The sequence below is a fragment of the Mailhella massiliensis genome (assembly GCF_900155525.1).
Lineage (GTDB): Bacteria > Desulfobacterota > Desulfovibrionia > Desulfovibrionales > Desulfovibrionaceae > Mailhella > Mailhella massiliensis.
Window position 1 is genome coordinate 110,142 of sequence record NZ_LT706942.1, and the last position, 16,795, is coordinate 126,936.

The 16,795-nt window shown below is 59.3% G+C and carries 11 protein-coding genes and 1 pseudogene; 10 read left to right on the plus strand and 2 right to left on the minus strand.

The features are described from left to right. Positions 1 to 20: 20 nt before the first annotated feature. The 4 genes and pseudogenes from CZ345_RS02925 (at position 21) to CZ345_RS02940 (ending at position 5,138) form a co-directional block, all read left to right on the plus strand. Positions 21 to 1,469 carry an aryl-sulfate sulfotransferase gene (locus CZ345_RS02925; protein WP_077071704.1) on the plus strand — a complete coding sequence of 483 codons (1,449 nt, stop codon included), beginning with the start codon at positions 21 to 23 and terminating at the stop codon, positions 1,467 to 1,469. A gap of 216 nt (positions 1,470 to 1,685) precedes the next feature. Then, positions 1,686 to 2,156 (plus strand): IS200/IS605 family transposase, encoded by a 471-nt coding sequence (gene tnpA / locus CZ345_RS02930; RefSeq protein WP_077071289.1) that lies wholly within the window; start codon positions 1,686 to 1,688, stop codon positions 2,154 to 2,156. A 507-nt stretch (positions 2,157 to 2,663) separates the two neighbouring features. Then, positions 2,664 to 2,907: pseudogene (locus tag CZ345_RS17295) on the plus strand (transposase); the annotation flags it as partial. Between the two features lie 1,256 nt (positions 2,908 to 4,163). Then, positions 4,164 to 5,138, plus strand: coding sequence for a sensor domain-containing diguanylate cyclase (locus CZ345_RS02940; protein ID WP_204224208.1), 975 nt, complete (start codon positions 4,164 to 4,166; stop codon positions 5,136 to 5,138). 243 nt (positions 5,139 to 5,381) lie between these two features. Here the strand turns inward: CZ345_RS02940 and CZ345_RS02945 are convergent, their stop codons facing one another. Then, entirely contained in the window at positions 5,382 to 7,061 is a 1,680-nt protein-coding gene (locus tag CZ345_RS02945) for a ribonuclease J (RefSeq protein WP_077071706.1), read from the minus strand. Positions 7,062 to 7,186: 125 nt separating this feature from the next. Between CZ345_RS02945 and CZ345_RS02950 the strand changes: the two genes are divergently transcribed. From CZ345_RS02950 to CZ345_RS02960, 3 genes are all read left to right on the plus strand, one after another. Beyond that, on the plus strand, positions 7,187 to 7,756 hold the full coding sequence (locus CZ345_RS02950) for a manganese efflux pump MntP (RefSeq protein ID WP_077071707.1): 570 nt from the start codon (positions 7,187 to 7,189) through the stop codon (positions 7,754 to 7,756). A 91-nt stretch (positions 7,757 to 7,847) separates the two neighbouring features. Next, entirely contained in the window at positions 7,848 to 8,699 is an 852-nt protein-coding gene (locus CZ345_RS02955; RefSeq protein ID WP_077071708.1) for an iron-sulfur cluster-binding protein, read from the plus strand. Then, the gene (locus tag CZ345_RS02960) at positions 8,699 to 9,616 is read left to right on the plus strand and encodes a dihydroorotate dehydrogenase (protein ID WP_144277233.1); all 918 of its coding nucleotides are present in this window, start codon (positions 8,699 to 8,701) and stop codon (positions 9,614 to 9,616) included. The genes CZ345_RS02955 and CZ345_RS02960 overlap by 1 nt, the downstream gene beginning before the upstream one ends. A gap of 305 nt (positions 9,617 to 9,921) precedes the next feature. Here CZ345_RS02960 and alr read toward each other — a convergent pair whose 3' ends face one another. Then, positions 9,922 to 11,031, minus strand: coding sequence for an alanine racemase (alr, locus tag CZ345_RS02965; protein WP_077071710.1), 1,110 nt, complete (start codon positions 11,029 to 11,031; stop codon positions 9,922 to 9,924). 191 nt (positions 11,032 to 11,222) lie between these two features. Here alr and CZ345_RS02970 point away from each other — a divergent pair, with 191 nt between their 5' ends. Genes CZ345_RS02970 through lnt form a run of 3 tightly spaced genes read left to right on the plus strand, consistent with a single transcriptional unit; the run spans position 11,223 to position 16,781 of the window. Then, entirely contained in the window at positions 11,223 to 13,568 is a 2,346-nt protein-coding gene (locus CZ345_RS02970) for an LPS-assembly protein LptD (RefSeq protein ID WP_077071711.1), read from the plus strand. Positions 13,569 to 13,575: 7 nt separating this feature from the next. Continuing rightward, positions 13,576 to 15,096 carry a YifB family Mg chelatase-like AAA ATPase gene (locus CZ345_RS02975; protein WP_077071712.1) on the plus strand — a complete coding sequence of 507 codons (1,521 nt, stop codon included), beginning with the start codon at positions 13,576 to 13,578 and terminating at the stop codon, positions 15,094 to 15,096. Next, positions 15,093 to 16,781 (plus strand): apolipoprotein N-acyltransferase, encoded by a 1,689-nt coding sequence (gene lnt, locus CZ345_RS02980; protein WP_077071713.1) that lies wholly within the window; start codon positions 15,093 to 15,095, stop codon positions 16,779 to 16,781. The genes CZ345_RS02975 and lnt overlap by 4 nt, the downstream gene beginning before the upstream one ends. Positions 16,782 to 16,795 lie beyond the last annotated feature (14 nt).

The window sequence follows — 16,795 nt, forward strand, 5'->3', positions numbered from 1 at the left end:
TCTTATAAAGGAGTTTTATCATGGGCCATCCTACAGTTTACCCTACCGGTGTTACCCTTTACAATCCTGAAAAGGCGTACAACGGCTATACCGTCATGCCCGTCAAGGGCCAGGGCGCCATGCTCATCGACATGAACGGCCAGGAAATCAAGCTCTGGAAGGGCGTTCACGGCTTCCCGAACAAGATCTTCCCCGGCGGTTATCTGCTCGGCAGCCGCGGCATCCGCAACCCCAAGTACGGCCTTCAGGACCAGGTCGACCTCATCCAGGTGGACTGGGACGGCAACGTGGTGTGGGAATTCAACCAGGCCGAATTCATTGAGGATCCGGGTGAAAAGCCCCAGTGGATGGCCCGTCAGCACCACGATTTCCAGCGTGAAGGCAGCACCACCGGCTACTATGCTCCCGGCCATGAACCTCAGTCCATGTCCGGCAACACCCTCGTGCTCTGCCACCGCGACGTTCACTGCGAATACATCTCCGACAAGCCTCTGCTCGACGACGTCGTGTACGAAGTGAACTGGGACGGCGAAATCATCTGGGAATGGCAGGCCTCCGATCATGTGCAGGAAATGGGCTTCTCCGAAGCCGCCCGCAACGCCATGTGCCGTAACCCCAACTACCGCGGCGGTTCCCTCATCGACAGCGCTCCCGGTCTCGGCGACTGGATGCACATCAACTCCATGTCCACCCTCGGCCCCAACAAGTGGTATGATGCCGGCGATGAACGCTTCCATCCCGACAACATCATCATGGACGGCCGTGAAACCAACATCATCTTCATCATCAGCAAGGAAACCGGCAAGATCGTCTGGAAGGTCGGCCCCGATTACAGCCTCGGCCATCCCGAACACAAGCTCGGCTGGATCATCGGTCAGCATCATGCGCACATGATTCCCGACGGGCTCCCCGGCGCGGGCAACATCCTCGTGTTCGACAACGGCGGCTGGGCCGGTTACGACAGCCCCAACCCCGGCGCTCCCATCGGCGTGAAGGCCGCTCAGCGCGACTACACCCGCGTTCTGGAATTCGATCCCATCACGCTGGACATCGTGTGGCAGTACACTCCCCACGAAGCCGGCTTCGTGGTTCCGCTGGACGCCAGCCGCTTCTACAGCCCCTTCATCAGCGCCGCTCAGCGTCTGCCCAACGGCAACACCCTCATCACCGAAGGTTCCGACGGCCGCCTGCTCGAAGTGACCGCCGACCATGAGATCGTGTGGGAATTCATCAACCCCTACAAGGACGGCCGCAACATGAACATGGTGTACCGTGCCTACCGCGTGCCCTACGAATGGGTGCCTCAGGCCGAACACACCCCTGAAGTGGCCATCGCTCCCGCCGACTGCTCCAGCTTCCGTATGCCCGGCGCCGCCGCCTTCGGCAGCCGCAGCAGCGAAGTGGAAGTGGAAGGTACCCTCGGCTATGTGGCCAACGCCGGCGACTGCATTGCCGCCACCGACGACTAATCCCTGACGCGGGCACGCCCGCAGCATGATCAGCGCGTCCGGCTCTGCCGGACGCGCTTTTTTTAAGGCCTTTAGGCAGTTGAGGGAGCGGAAGCGACCGAAACAGAAAACCACCCGCTTAGCGGGTGGACCACAAAATGGTTATACCTAAAAAAACACCTTTTCGATAAGACGGAGTTGTTCAGGCTCCCGTCCACATCGAAAAGGTGTTTTTTTATGGCGAAAGAACAAAATCTGGCACATACGAAATGGCTGTGTAGGTACCATATTGTCTTCACTCCGAAGTATAGGAGAAAAGTGATTTACGGGCAATACCGTGAAGAAATAGGAAAAATAATACGACAGCTTTGTAATTACAAGGGAATCGAAATTATTGAGGGACATATGATGATAGACCATGTGCATATGCTTGTCATGATACCGCCAAAGTATGCGATATCGTCGGTTATGGGGTATATAAAGGGTAAAAGTTCACTGATGATTTTTGATAAATTTTCCCAGCTGAAATACCGGTATGGCAATCGGAGATTCTGGAGCGTGGGATATTACGTCAGCACAGCAGGTTTGAACGAAGCAACGATCAGGAAATATATACGGGATCAGGATAGAGAAGATATCATGCTTGATAAGAGGACGTGCAGGGAATATACGGATCCGTTCAGTCCAAAGCAGGGAAAGCTCCTTTAGGAGCAGGCTACGAGTCAAAGTACATGGGGGCTTGAACTGTTGAAAAAAAGGCAGGGCGCCGACCAGAGAAGTTCAAGCCGGCGCCCTTAAGGCGCGAGTAAGTAACAAGCCCTTACAGGGCTGGTCAAGCCACCCGTTTTACGGGTGGTCCTGACTTTAAGACTGAAAACTCCCCGCTATGCGGGGAGTTCCAAAAAGGCGAAGCCTTTACATAAGTTAAAAAAGGGGTTCCTTTGTGAGATAACCAGTTGTCTNGGGCTTGAACTGTTGAAAAAAAGGCAGGGCGCCGACCAGAGAAGTTCAAGCCGGCGCCCTTAAGGCGCGAGTAAGTAACAAGCCCTTACAGGGCTGGTCAAGCCACCCGTTTTACGGGTGGTCCTGACTAAAAGCCCCCGGCCAGGCTGGGGCCAGAAAACTTATAGCCATGAGGAGGTGATAAGCCCTTCTTTTGACTTGTCAGGAAAAGGGGGCTGCGCCCTGAAGCACATCACAAGGATGTCTCAAGCCCGGATGAGCGTATCGGCGTTCGCTGGGTATGGGAAAGGGAAGAGCCGCCTTTGGATATACGAACAGTTCAGGGAGTTGAAGTTTAATATCGCAATCGGGAATTTTTGCGCCGCGGGTACTATGTCGATACCGCAGGCAAGCATAAGGCAAAGAGAACCGAGTACATCAGGAATCCACCGAACGAGGACAGGCACGGCGAACAAGCATCCCGTACGCCGGAAGCCCGTTTACGGGCCGCCGGTAACAGAAATGCCGATGTCAACCGCACATGCGCCTTCGGGGGCGGCTGGTAAAGAGCGCCTTACAGGCGCACAGGGGGAATCTCCGGCTCCGCCTGACGCTCTTTTTTGGGGGAAACGCTCCTCGGCACGACTGGGGAAAAACGTATGCTGCCTGCACCAGTACCCATACGTTCCGGCCGGGAGGGAAGGGGAGGCCGGTTTCCCCGGACAGACGGCAAGAGAGGACGCTGTCGCATACGCAAGAGAACTCGGACCCGCGCCTTGCCCGGAGCCATGCAGACGTTTTTTCGGAGGGAGGAAAAGGCCTTCGGGCACGGCTTGCGCCGTATCTGCCTCGCCCGGGTATTCGCTCTGACGGATGACGGGTCCGGTGATGCGACCTTTCCGTACGGTACAGGAACACGGTTTCGTTGAAGGAAACGTGCCGGAAAGCTTGCCGGAGCTTTGTCGGCCTGCGTACCGGCTGCATGATGTTTTCGGAAGAGACACGGCTTCCGTTATTGAGATGCCGGACGGCATCCGGGGAGGATGAAGTCCGCCGGGAGCCGCGGGCTTTTCCGAAGTCAGCGTATGCCGTAACATGAATATGGAATGATTCTTTTCATATCTCGGGCATAAAGTAACATGTTTTTCTGTATCGCTATACATATGAAAAATGAACAAATGATAAAATGCGTTTTGTGATTTGACATAAGTTGTAAACGAATATGTATTTTTTTGTGGGTTTGATATTGTGTTTGATGTATATAATAATATGGATGGCATGTGCAATAAATATATATTTTGTTGTGTGTTGTCATGAATGATGTACATGTTGTTTGAATATGTTTTTCCGATGTAAATAACTTTGCAAAAGAGACAGGTCGGAAATCTTGACAGCGGTGTATTTTCAAGGCAGTTTGGAGAAAATATGGATGAAAGTACCGAAAGCTGAAAAATCCTTTTGAAACGGGAGGCCCGGACTGCCCCTGCGGAAAATACAGTTGTCGGAGACGGAATGTTCTTTCCGGTATGAAGGATTCAACAGAAGTGCACTTCGTGTGATAAAGAGAACTGCAAAGAAATTTTTGTGGCTTACAGCCCTATGATATTTGCCGTTTTTTCAGGAGGTGAAGGCCGGTATTTCCCGATGGTGGAACCCTTCGCCTCTTTATGATGGGCATACATGCCTGCCGTCCGAGCCTTCCGCGGCGCAATTTTTAATAAGCCTGTCGTCAGAAGCGGTCCGTCTTCTGCCGGATATCGTTTCATGGTGAATATGATGAGAGATACCGACGCTGAAACCATAGAGATGTTATACCGCAAGGTGCGCTTTCTTGAAACCGTACTGGATGAACTGCCGACGCCCGTGTTCGCCAAGTCGGCCGATGCGCGTTTCTGCTTTTTCAACAAGGCGTACGAAGAGTTCTATCATGTCGACCGTCATGGTCTGCTGGGCAGGACGGTGCTGGAACTCGACCATCTTTCCAGGGAATCGCGGGAAAGGTGTCAGCGTGAGGACATGGCGGCCATCAGGACGGGGAGTGTCGTTCACTATGAATCCGTGTGCAATACTCATGCGGGACCCAGGCATATTCTGTACTGGAGCAAGGGCTTTTGCGTCCCTCATACGGGAGAAAAGGGACTTGTGGGGAATCTTGTGGATGTTTTCGACATGAAGCTCATGGAACAGACGCTTGCCGACAAGATTACGGAGCTGGAAATCGCCCAGGCGGAACTGCGCAGAATGAGCTATACCGATCCGCTGACCGGGCTGTTCAACCGCCGCGCCTTCGAAAAGCGGGCCGGAGAATGGATGAAACTGAGCGTCCGGCACGGGCAGGCTGTTTCCATGATCATGATGGACGTGGACTTCTTCAAGAAAATCAATGACGCCTTCGGCCATGACATAGGGGATGCCGTGTTGAAGTTCCTTGCGGAAGCGCTTCAGGAACATTGCCGCGCAGAAGATATCGTCGCACGTATCGGGGGAGAGGAGTTCGTGATTCTGCTTCCCATGGTAGGCTGGGAAGGCGCTCTGGTGCTTGCCGAGCGTATTCGCGATACCGTGCGGGACTGCCGTACCTTTCCTCATGGCGGAATACTGACGTGCAGCTTCGGCGTGACGCAGTTTTCCGCGCCGGAAACTCTGGGAGTCTTTTTCAAGCGGGCGGACGATGCCCTGTATCAGGCCAAGCGGAAAGGCCGCAACGGCATATGCATACGCCTTGCGGAGGAGGACGACAGGCCCTGATGCGGGTCGTTTCCGCGGAAGGGAAAACCGTGATCCGTGCCGGCCCGTGTGTGCCCCCGGAGCGCGGCGGATAAGCGGCGGCAGCGCGGTGAATGCGATGTACGGGAAGTGCTGCGGACGGAGAAGCATCCTTTTCGTGTTCCGCCGGAAAGGAGAAGACCGGCCGGATATCGTCCCGGGCCCTACGGAAATGGCCCGAAAGCACGGAGCGTTTCGGGCCATGAAAAGCAAGGGAAGCGGCGGTCAGACCTGTGAGACGATGGGGACCACGATGGGGTCTCTGCCCAGAACGTCGCGGAAGAAGCGGCGCAGGCTGGAACGGATGCGGTCGGAAAGGCGGGAAATGTCGTTGGGGTTGGTGGATTCGAGCTGATCGAGCACCAGACATTTGGCGTCTTCCAGAAGGTGGCTGTACTGCTGTTCGAACACGAATCCGCGGGAGATCATTTCCGGCCCGTGCAGCACTTCGCCCGTTTCGGCGGCGATGACGAGCACCACGGCCACCAGACCTTCGCCGCCCAGAATGCGGCGTTCCTTGAGCACCATGCGGCCCACGTCGCCCACGCCCTTGCCGTCCACCATGACGGATTCCACGGAAACGGGTTCCTCCATGCGTATGGCGTCGCTCGTGAAGGTGACGGGCTGCCCGTCTTCAATGATCTTGATGTGGTCGTGGGCCACGCCGCATTCTTCGGCAAGGCGGGCATGAAGGGCCAAGTGCCGGTATTCCCCGTGAACGGGAATGAAATATTCGGGCCGGGTATGTTCGATGATGTCCCTGAGCTCGCCCCGGCAGGCGTGACCTGTGGCATGCACGGTTCTTTCGGGGTTGTGGTAGACTTCCGCTCCCAGACGGTAGATCTGATTGAGCACCCGCGATACGGCCCGGGCGTTGCCGGGAATCACGCGGGAGGACATGATGATGGTGTCGCCCTCATGCAGGGAAATCTGCCGGTGTTCTCCGCGGGCGATGCGGGCGAGGGCGGAAAGAGGTTCTCCCTGCGTGCCCGTGGCAAGCACCACGGTCTGCCCAGGGTCGAGTTCCGGGAAGCCCGCGGCTTCGCTGTAGACGTTTTCCGGCCGTTCCAGAAGGCCCAGTTCCACGGCCTTGTCGATGTTGGTGGAAAGGCTGCGTCCGCTCACCAGCACGGAGCGGCGGTATTTTTTTGCAAGTTCCAGCACGGTGCGGATGCGGCGGATATGGCTGGAGAAGAGGGCGATGATGATGCGCCCCTTCACTTCGGAGAAAATGGCGTCCAGGTCGTCCCTTACCTGCCTTTCCGGCAGGGAACGGCCCGGGTTTTCCACGTTGGTGGAATCGGCCAGCAGCAGGCGTATGCCCTTGCTTTCTCCTTCTTCGGCAAAGCGGGAAAAATCGGAAAGAGGGTCGCAGGCCTCGTTGTCCAGCGGTGCGGGATCGAGCTTGATGTCGCCGGTATGGAGCACCTTGCCCACGGGAGTTTCCACCCCCAGGGCGTAGCACTGGGGTATGGAATGATGCACGGGAAGAAAATGGAAGGTGAGATTGCCCAGCGTCACCGTGCCGTAGGCGGGCATGGGCACAAGTTCCACCCTGTCGAGCAGCGCCTGTTCTTCCAGCTTGTGCTCCACAAGGGCAAGGGTGAAGGGGGAACCGTAAATACGTATGCCGCGCAGGCTCTTGTACTGGAGCAGCAGCCAGGGCAGAGCGCCTATGTGGTCTTCGTGGCCGTGGGTGAGTACGATGCCGAGCACCTTTTCCCCTTCGGTGAAGACGGATTCCAGCCTGGGAATGACGACGTCCACGCCGAGCAGCGCGTCGTCGGGAAACATCAGGCCGCAGTCCACCAGCACCACCCCCTGGTCGGTTTGCCACTTCTGGCAGTTCATGCCGATTTCGCCGTGTCCTCCCAGCGGGGTTATGGTCAGGTAAGGTTCAGACATGTTCGGAAAATCCTTTGATTCTTTAAGGTACAGGTCATCGTATCCCAGTCCGCTTTTCTGCACAAGCTCTTGTGGCGGGGGGGCATATCGGTATAATGCGCCAAAACCCCGCATTCGGAGCAGATATGTCTTTTTTCGCCATTCTTGCCATTGCTCTCGCTCTGGCCGTGGACGCGTTCGCCGTGTCCGTTTCCGCCTCGGCGACGCTGCCTGCCGTCACCTGGAGGCACTATTTCCGCCTTTCCTTCCATTTCGGCCTGTTTCAGTTTCTCATGCCCGTGATAGGCTGGTTTCTGGGGGTATCCGTCCATACCTATATTGAGGCGTGGGATCACTGGATAGCCTTCGGTCTGCTTTCCCTTGTGGGCGTCAACATGCTTCGCGAGGCGTGGTCCGGCGAAGAGGAGGAGAGCACGGGCGGCGATCCTTCCCGCGGTTTTCAGCTCGTCATGCTGGCTGTGGCCACCAGTGTGGACGCTCTGGCCGTGGGGCTTTCCTTTGCCATGATCAATCTTTCGGTATGGTGGCCCGCCGCGGTCATTGGCGTGGTGTGCGCCGTCCTTACCGCCGTCGGCGTGAAGCTCGGCCGCATTCTCGGTTCCTCCAGCCTTATGGGCAACAAGGCTTCCATCCTCGGGGGGCTGGTGCTCATAGGCATCGGCGTGAAAATCCTGCATGAACACGGTGTGTTGTGAGCGACAGAAAAAAAGACAAGGTCGTCACAACGCCCTTGACCGGGAGTGGGATCGGATACATATAAAAGGAAAACACTTTGCGGAGGCCCTCATGATTTCCCCTGTTCGCTCGGAACTGACGGTAACGGACAATGTCCCCTTCGGCCAGCCCGTGGCCGGCCCTGCGGGCGTCTACCGTTTCTATGCGCTCACGCTGGAGCGTCCTGCCTGGAAGAGCTGGCGTCCCGGCCAGTTCATCATGCTGCGCCCCATGCAGGACGGCGAGGGTTCCACCTGGGCGCGTCCGCTTTCCATCTGCAGAGTGACTTCGCAGAGTCTCGTGCTGTTTTTCCGCGTGCTCGGGCCCGGCACCGACCGACTTTCCCGCCTGAAGAGCGGCGACAAGGTGGTGGTGTGGGGGCCCCTCGGCACCAGTTTCGAAATGCGGCCCGACACTCCCACGCTGCTTCTGGCCCGGGGCGTGGGCATCGCTCCCTTTGCGGGATACGCCGACGTGCATCCCGCTCCGGCGAGCCTGTTCATGCTTTTCGGGCACGGCCTGCCCAGCAACAACTATCCCACCGACGCCATGGCCGCCCGCATGGAAATGGAAAACATGCGCGACCGCACCCCCGGGGAGCTGGAGCAGTTCCATAAGGTGGTGCGTGAAAAGATGGTGGAATACAAGGAACATGGCGGTATATGCCTGGCCTGCGGCCCCATGCCCTTTCTGAAGCGCGTATGGGAACGCGCCCTAGAACTGGACCTGCCCACGCAGCTTTCTCTGGAAGAACGCATGGCCTGCGGCACCGGGGCCTGCCTCGGCTGCACCACCATCACCTCGAAGCACTGGCCCGACCCCGTCAGGGCCGGACTTCCCGTACAGACCTGCACCAGCGGCCCGGTTTTCTGGGCTTCCGATATTGATCTTCATGCCGTCATGCCTGGAGAAAGGAGCGTATGATGGACTTTCGCGTATCTCTTGCCGACGGCCGTCTTGAGCTGAAAAATCCCGTGCTGAGTGCTTCCGGCACCTTCGGAAGCGGGCTGGAATACCGCCCCTACGGCGACATCACGCAGCTTGGGGGCATCATTACCAACGGGCTTACGCTCAACCCCTGCGCGGGCGCGCCCATGCCCCGCGTGGCGGAAACCCCTTCGGGCATGTTGAACGCCGTAGGCACGCAGAACGACGGCGCGGCTCACTTCGTAAGCGCCGTACTGCCGGAACTGCCCTGGCAGGATGTGCCGATCATTCCCAACCTGAACGCCTCCAACGTGGATGAATTTTCTGCGCTGGCTTCCGTTCTGGCCGGGGAAAGGGGCGTGGCCGCCTTGGAAGTGAATCTTTCCTGCCGCAACGATCATCGCGGCGGGCAGCGCTTCTGCCAGAATCCGGTGACGGCCGCCCGCGCCGTGAACGCCGTGAAGCGTGCGGCGGGCAACAAGCCCGTCATCGCCAAGCTTTCTCCCCAGATCATGGATATCGTGGAGGTGGCACGAGCCGTGGAGGCCGCCGGGGCCGACATCATTTCCTGCATCGGCACCATTCAGGGCATGGCCGTGGACATTGCGACGCGCCGCCCCATGCTCGGCAGCGTCATCGGCGGGCTCTCCGGGCCTGCGGTGAAGCCCATGGCTCTGCGCTGCGTATGGCAGATTGCCAAGGTGGTTCAGGTTCCCATCATCGGCGTAGGCGGGGTGCGTTCTGCGCGCGACGTGCTGGAATTTCTCCTTGTGGGCGCCCATGCCGTGGCCGTGGGCACGGCCAACTTCAGCGATCCGGGAACCATCTTTCGCATCATCCGCGATCTTCCCGTACTGTGCGAGGAACTGGGCATCGACGATCTTGCCTCGTTCCGCGGTTCGCTTGAAGCCTAGTTTTTTCTTGTCCAAAAGCCCTCTCTTTCCGTCATGCGGCGGAAAAAGAGGGCTTTTGTTTTAAGCCCGCCGGGACATCGGAAACTTCCGAAACGGTTTCTCCGGCGCGGGCGGCGACGTGCGGCAGGGCGGCGGGAAAGAACGCCCTGAGGCTCAGCGGCAGGCTGAAGCGGGCCGGAATCGTTGCCGCAGCGTGAAGCGCTGTCTGAGCTTCAGGCCGGAAGACGGGCGCGGAAGGCTCTTTTTCCAGAAACGGAGTTGTTCCGGGAGTTTTTGCGCCGATCTCCAGAACGGAGCTGCCCGGCCTATTCCGTTCTATTCCTGCCGAACAGGCAGGTCACTTCATAGGGAATGGTACCCCACCATCCGGCGATATCCTGCGCGGAAACGGCGTTTCCCGGGCCTCCCAGAATATAGACGGTATCGCCGGGGGCGGGAATGCGGGGCAGATCGGTAAGATCCACACAGGTCATCTGCATGGCCACCCGGCCGATGACGGGTACGCGCGCGCCGCCTATGCACATGCACGTTCCGGGGGCGGGATTGCGTCGATAGCCGTCGGCGTAGCCTATGGCCACCCAGCCCACGATCCGTTCCGATTCCGCCCTGTAGGTACGGCCGTATCCCAGGCTTTCTCCCTTGTGCAGAGGGTGTACGCTGATGAGCGGGGCGGATACTTCCATCACGGGCAGAAGCCCTTCGCAATCGCTTTGTTTCGTGGTGCCGTACAGAGGATTGTAGCCGTAGAGGGCCAGACCGGGGCGGCAGATGTCGTCTTTCTGCGTGATTTGTGAAGCCAGCCCGGCGGTGTTGCCGAGAGAGCAGCGCATGGAGGGAAATCTCCTGTGCATGATCTCCGCCGCCCGGTAGAAGATGTCGCACTGCATGGCGGTATAGGCGGCCTCGTCCGGTTCGTCGGCCACGGAGAAGTGGGATACCTGAACAATGGGGCGGATGCCGGGGTTTTCGGCAAGAAAGGCGGCGACGTTTTCCATTTCGCTCAGGGGGAAGCCAAGGCGGCCCATGCCGGTATCGACCTTGACGGCGATATCGAGCGTATCGGTGTCCGCAAGGGCCTTTTTCACCGCAAGCAGGCCCTCCCGGTTATGGATGAGCGGCACGAGGCGTTTTTCTCTGGCGAGGCGCACGTCCTCCTCGTCGGGAACGCGGCAGAGCAGGGAGACGATGTGCCCGGAAAAGCCGCAGTCCCGTACAAGCGCGGCTTCCCGGAGCGTGCCTGCGGCGGCCCAGCCTATGCCCAGCCCTTCGAGTTCCCGGGCGGCCCGCTCTACGCCGTGGCCGTAGGCATCGGCCTTGATGACGGGCATGAGTTCATGGCCCTTTTTCATCAATACCCCGATATTATGGCGAAAATGCTCCCAGTTGACGTATACGCGGCATGAAGGCTCTGTCATGGTGAAGCTCCCGTTCCTTATGGATGCGCTCGGCGTTAAGCCCTGTCCGGGGGCTTTTTTTCGCACGATTTGTATGTTATGGAACATCAGGTTCCGGCCGGTGTCTCCGGCCTTTTTGTGTGGCTGGCGTCTTTTATTGCGCCCTTTTGCCTCTACCGCCTCTTCTTCTGTCTTGCAACCCGGAAAATGCCGTGTTCCTTCCTTTTTCCTTCTTCTTTTCCCCGGTACGCCTTTTTCTGGCCGTTCTGGCGGCGTTATGGTGCCTTTCCTCCCCCGCTTTTGCGGCGGAAGGGCAGAAGTCTCTGACCACGCGCGGCGATACTCCCTGGACGCTCAACGCCGACAAGCTCGTCAGTCTGGACGACGGCGTGATCGTGGAAGCTTCGGGCGGCGTGCTGCTTCAGCGGGGCGAAGACTACATGAAGGCCGACTTCGCCAGATACTACACCACCACCAACTGGATTTTCGTTCAGGGGAATGTGGAAGCCCGCATGGGCCGGGACATGCTGAATGCCGCCGAAGCGGAGTTCGACCTCACCTCCCGTACCGGCTGGCTCAAGGAAGGTTCCATCTTCATCGCAGGCCCCCACATGTATGTGACGGGCGAAAAGGTGGACAAGCTTTTCGGCGACCGTTACCGCTTCAAGGACGCGCGGGTCACGGCCTGCGACGGCGATGTGCCGGCATGGTCTCTGGATACGAGTCTCGCGGAAATCGAGATCGACGGCTATGCCAGGCTTACCCACACCACGCTGAACATTCTCGACATGCCCGTGATGGAAGCTCCCTTTCTGGTGCTTCCGGCCAAAACCACCCGGCAGTCGGGCCTGCTCATGCCCGATTTCGGCTACAGCAGTCTGAACGGCGCCTTTGCCTCCGTTCCGTACTTTCAGGTCATCGACGAAAGTCGTGACATGACCTTCTATTCCACCTACATGAGCAGGGCCGGGTTCATGCCCGGTCTGGAATATCGTTCCCATACGCGCGATCAGGACAAGACCTGGCTTGCGCTCGACCTTCTTTACGACAGGCATACCTTCAGCACCGAAGCGGGCGACCGCATCAACGATACCGACGGCAAGATCAACACCAACGAGGAAAGGTTCTGGCTGCGCGGCATGGGCGACGGATTCGTCGGCGATTCGGGCTGGCGTTACCGTTACAATCTGGATTATGTGTCCGACCAGAACTTCCTGCGTCAGTTCCGCGACATGCGCACCGGCTTCAACCGTACCCGCGATTCGCTGTACGACATGTTCGGCCGCGATATTCAGGAAGTGGACCAGAACCGCGTAAGCGAAGGCTTCATCTACCGCGACTGGGATCGTTTCATGGTGTCTGCGGGCTTCCGCTACGAGCAGGATCCCTCGCTGGGGCACGGCAATCTTTCCCACAGTGAGGATACGCTGGTACAGCGCATTCCCGTGAACCTTTATCTCTTCAAGGGCCGCATGCTGGAAGACCTCCCCCTGGAACTTCAGGGCGAAGTGTCGAGCACCTATGAATACCGGGCCAAAGGCATACGCGGGCTCCGCACGGAAATTCACCCCGAGCTCAGCCTTCCCGTCAATCTCCCCGGCGCCTCCATGCTGCTGACGGGCGGCATACGCCAGACATACTACAACAGCAACCATACCGACCTGGTGGACAGCCAGCAGTGGACGCGCGGCGGGGGAACGAAGGACCGCTTCATTCCCGATGTGAGCGCGGAACTCTTCACCCAGGTTTCCCGCGTGTGGGACATGCCGGAAAACAGCCTGGAAGCCACGGCCGACAACGTGGGCAAAAGCAGCTGGACGGGGCTCCGGCATAAGGTGCAGCCCCGCCTGACCTATGCCTGGACGCCGGACAAGGATCAGTCCGAGAATCCCGTTTTTGAAGAGATGGACCGCATCAAGCCTTCGCAGCGGCTGCGGCTTTCCTTCACCAACCTCTTCACCGCCAGAAAGGAAACGGTGTCGGGAGCTCAGGGCAGCTACAAGGTTTCCGAATCCTATTTCGACCCCGTCCGCTGGGAAATCGCCACCGGCTACGATATCGACGAGGCCGGTCGTACCAGATACCGCGACTTGTACGGCCGTCGTCCCTGGATGGATACCTATTCCTACCTTGAGTTCAATCCCCTGAACTGGCTGAGCCTGTGGAACCGTCTGTACGTTTCCATGTACGGCGAAGGCGTGACCCGCAGCGATACCGGCGCGACGCTGTCCAACAGCCGCTGGGGGTCGTGGAGCGTCTCGTACAGCACGCGCGACGAGAACTATAATTATCTTGATGAAATGAAGCGCGACAATCTGAGCGACATCCGTTTCACTTCTCCGCAGCGCCTGCTGGTGAATACCATCACCTTCCGTCCCTGGAGCAATATCACCCTCTATTACCGCACGGAAGACAACATTGAAACCGGCAGAAACTACGAACGCCGCTTCGTCATCGGCTATTACCATCAGTGCTTCCATATTCTCGGTTCCATACAGAGCAAGGCCAGGGATAATTCCTACCGCCTCATCCTTGAGCTTCCCGGTCTGAACTTCTGAGGTCGCCATGGTGGTACAGCTCGCCTGCGGCGCGATTCAGGGAGTGGACGCGTTCCGCGTTGATCTGGAGGTGGACTTCAGCCGTCAGGGCATGCCCTCCTTCGTGATGGTGGGGCTTGCCGAAGGCGCGGTGCGGGAATCGCGCGAGCGTGTGATGAAGGCGTTGCAGAATTCCAACTTCCGCCTGCCTCCCGGCCGCATCACGGTGAATCTCGCCCCGGCGGACAGGCGAAAGGAAGGGTCTGCCTACGATCTGCCTCTGGCGCTCGGGCTTCTGGCTGCGGCGGGCATACTCCCGGCCGAGATGCTGCGGGGCTGGTTTTTTGCCGCGGAACTTTCCCTGGACGGAAGACTCAAGCCCGTTCCCGGGGTGCTTCCCCTTGCCATACGGGCAAGGGAGGAAAAGGCGCGCGGCGTCATGGTTTCTCCCGACAACGGCGCGGAGGCGGCCATAGCCGAGGGGATCGACGTTTTCGCACCGCGCACGCTGGGGGAGGCCGTCGATTTTCTGACGGGCAGGCTTTCCCTTTCTCCCGTGGAACCTGCGCCCATGGCGGAGGGAACGGAACGATTTTTCGATCTGGCCGAGGTGAAGGGGCAGGAAAGGGCCAAGCGTGCCATGGAAGTGGCCGCCGCCGGCGCGCACAATCTTCTGTTCATCGGGCCTCCGGGCAGCGGGAAGACCATGCTTGCCCGGCGCATGAGCGGCATATTGCCCCCGCTTTCGCTGGAAGAAGCTCTGGAAGTGACCAAGATCTACAGCGTGGCCCGTATGCTGGAGGGGCGCGGTCTTGTCACCACCCGCCCGTTCCGTACGCCGCATCACAGCGATTCCAGCGTGTCCATCATCGGCGGAGGCATGCCTCCCCATCCCGGTGAGGTGAGCCTTGCCCACAGGGGCGTGCTTTTTCTGGACGAACTGCCCGAATTCCAGCGCCAGGCGCTGGAGGTGCTCCGGCAGCCTCTGGAACAGGGAACGGTATTCATTTCCCGTGCCGCCTACGCCGTATCCTATCCCGCCGACTTCATGCTGCTTGCGGCCATGAATCCCTGTCCCTGCGGCTACAGTACCGATCCGCGCCATGAATGTACCTGTACGGCGCAGGCCATAGCCCGCTACCGGGCGAAACTTTCCGGCCCGCTTCTGGACCGCATTGATCTGCATGTGGAGGTTCCTGCCGTATCCTATGCGGAAATCCGCGCGGAGCGATCCGGGCCTTCCTCGGCAGAAGTGCGGGAACGGGTCATACGCGCAAGAGAGGTGCAGACGGCCCGCTACAGGGGCACGAACTGCCGTACCAACGCCGATCTGTCGGGCGGTATGCTTGAGGAGCATTGCCGCCTCGGCAATGCGGAGCAGGAATTTCTCGGCCGGGCCGTGGAGACTCTGGCGCTTTCGGCCCGGGCCTATACCCGTATCCTGCGGGTGGCAAGAACCATCGCCGATCTTGACGGCGCGAAGGACATCGCGCTTGCGCACCTTGCCGAGGCCATCAGCTGCCGGGTGCTGGACAGAGGGCAGATATGATTTTTTCCCGGTTTTTCTGCGCAGCCCTGGTGGTCTGCGGTTCTCTCGGGCTTTTTCTGGGCACGGCCAATCCCTTTTTCCATGTGCCCGGCGCCGTACTCGTGTACCCTGCGTGCCTTCTTCTGGCCTCGCGGGGGCGGCATCCCTTCCGGCTGGGCTGGTGCGTCGGCATTCCCGGAGCGGCGGGGGCCCTGTACTGGATAGCCGTGGCCGCGCATATGTACGGCGGCTTTCCGTGGCTTCTGGCTGCCCCCTGTTCCATACTTCTCGGCATGTATGTGGCCTTGTGGGGAGGACTGTTCTGCTTCTGTGCGTCAAGGCTCCTCGGCCTGCCTGCGTGGAAGCGGAGCCTGGCGCTGGGGCTTTTGTGGTTTCTGCTGGAATGGACGCGCGGCTGGTTCTGCACCGGATTTTCCTGGCTGACGCTCTCTTCGGGCCTTGCGGCCTGGCCCGTGCTTATGCAGCCTTTGAGCGTTCTTGGCGAATACGGGTATTCCGGTCTGCTGGCGGCGGTGACATTCCTTTTGTGCGAAGGGGTGCTTTGCCGCAGGGAAAACAGGCGTGACGGCGTGCGGCTTCTGGCTTCAGGCGCGTGCATTGCCGCAGCCGTGGCCGTTTTCGGAGCGTGGCGGATGCAGGTTCTGCCGGAGAAGCTGGCCGCGGAAGGCGTGCCCGTTGCCTGCACCATGGTACAGGGAAGCGTGCGGCAGGATGTGAAGTGGTCGCCCGAATATCAGCGGCAGACCCTGGAGCATTACATCCGTCTCAGCGTGGATGGCGTGCGCGCCGCGATGAACGGACTTGCCGGAACGGGCAGAGGCCCGGGCCGGGAGGAGATTGCCTCATCCCTGGGCCAGCCGCTGGGGAGCAGGCCCGACGCGGCGCTTGCGCCCGCACTGCCCGATTTCATTCTCTGGCCGGAAACGGCCATGCCCTTCGCCTATCCCGCCTCTCCTCTTTCCCGGGAACTGAACGCCTTTGCCGACGGGCTCGGCATTCCCCTTTTGTTCGGCGCGCCGGGCGTGGAACGGCGCATCGGAGGCGCAACGGCGCTGTTCAACCGTGCGTTCATGCTTTCGCCGGAGGGCAATGCCGTGCATTACGACAAGGAGCATCTTGTTCCCTTCGGGGAATATCTGCCTCCCGTTCTCGACTGGAAGATATTCGAGTCCCTGCTGCAGGGGCTCGGGGGCTTCACGGCGGGCGGGGGAGACAGGCTCTTTCCTCTGGAGCTGAAGGGGCGGGGCAGGGTGGACATGGGGATGCTCATCTGCTATGAGGCGATCTTTCCCGAACTTTCCCGCAAGCGCGTGGCCGGCGGCGCGCAGCTTCTGCTGAACATCAGCAACGACGCCTGGTACGACTATACCTCCGCGCCCATGCAGCACCTCCAGCTTTCCCTCATGAGGGCTGTGGAGCAGGGACGTTATGTGCTGCGAGCCACCAACAGCGGCATCACGGCCGTGCTCGATCCTCTGGGAGGAGTGCATGCCATGGGCTCGGCATCGGACGGCTACGCGCTTTTTCTTTCCGGGAGCCTTACGGGCACGGCGCTTGCCTTGCAGGGACATACGCCGTATTTTTATCTTCATCCGTGGCTGCCCGCTCTTGCTCTCGCGCTTCTTGCCGGCCTTTCTCTGCCCGTGCTTTGCGCAGGAAGAGGGAAAAAGAGCCGCGGACGTTGATGAGAGCTCATCGA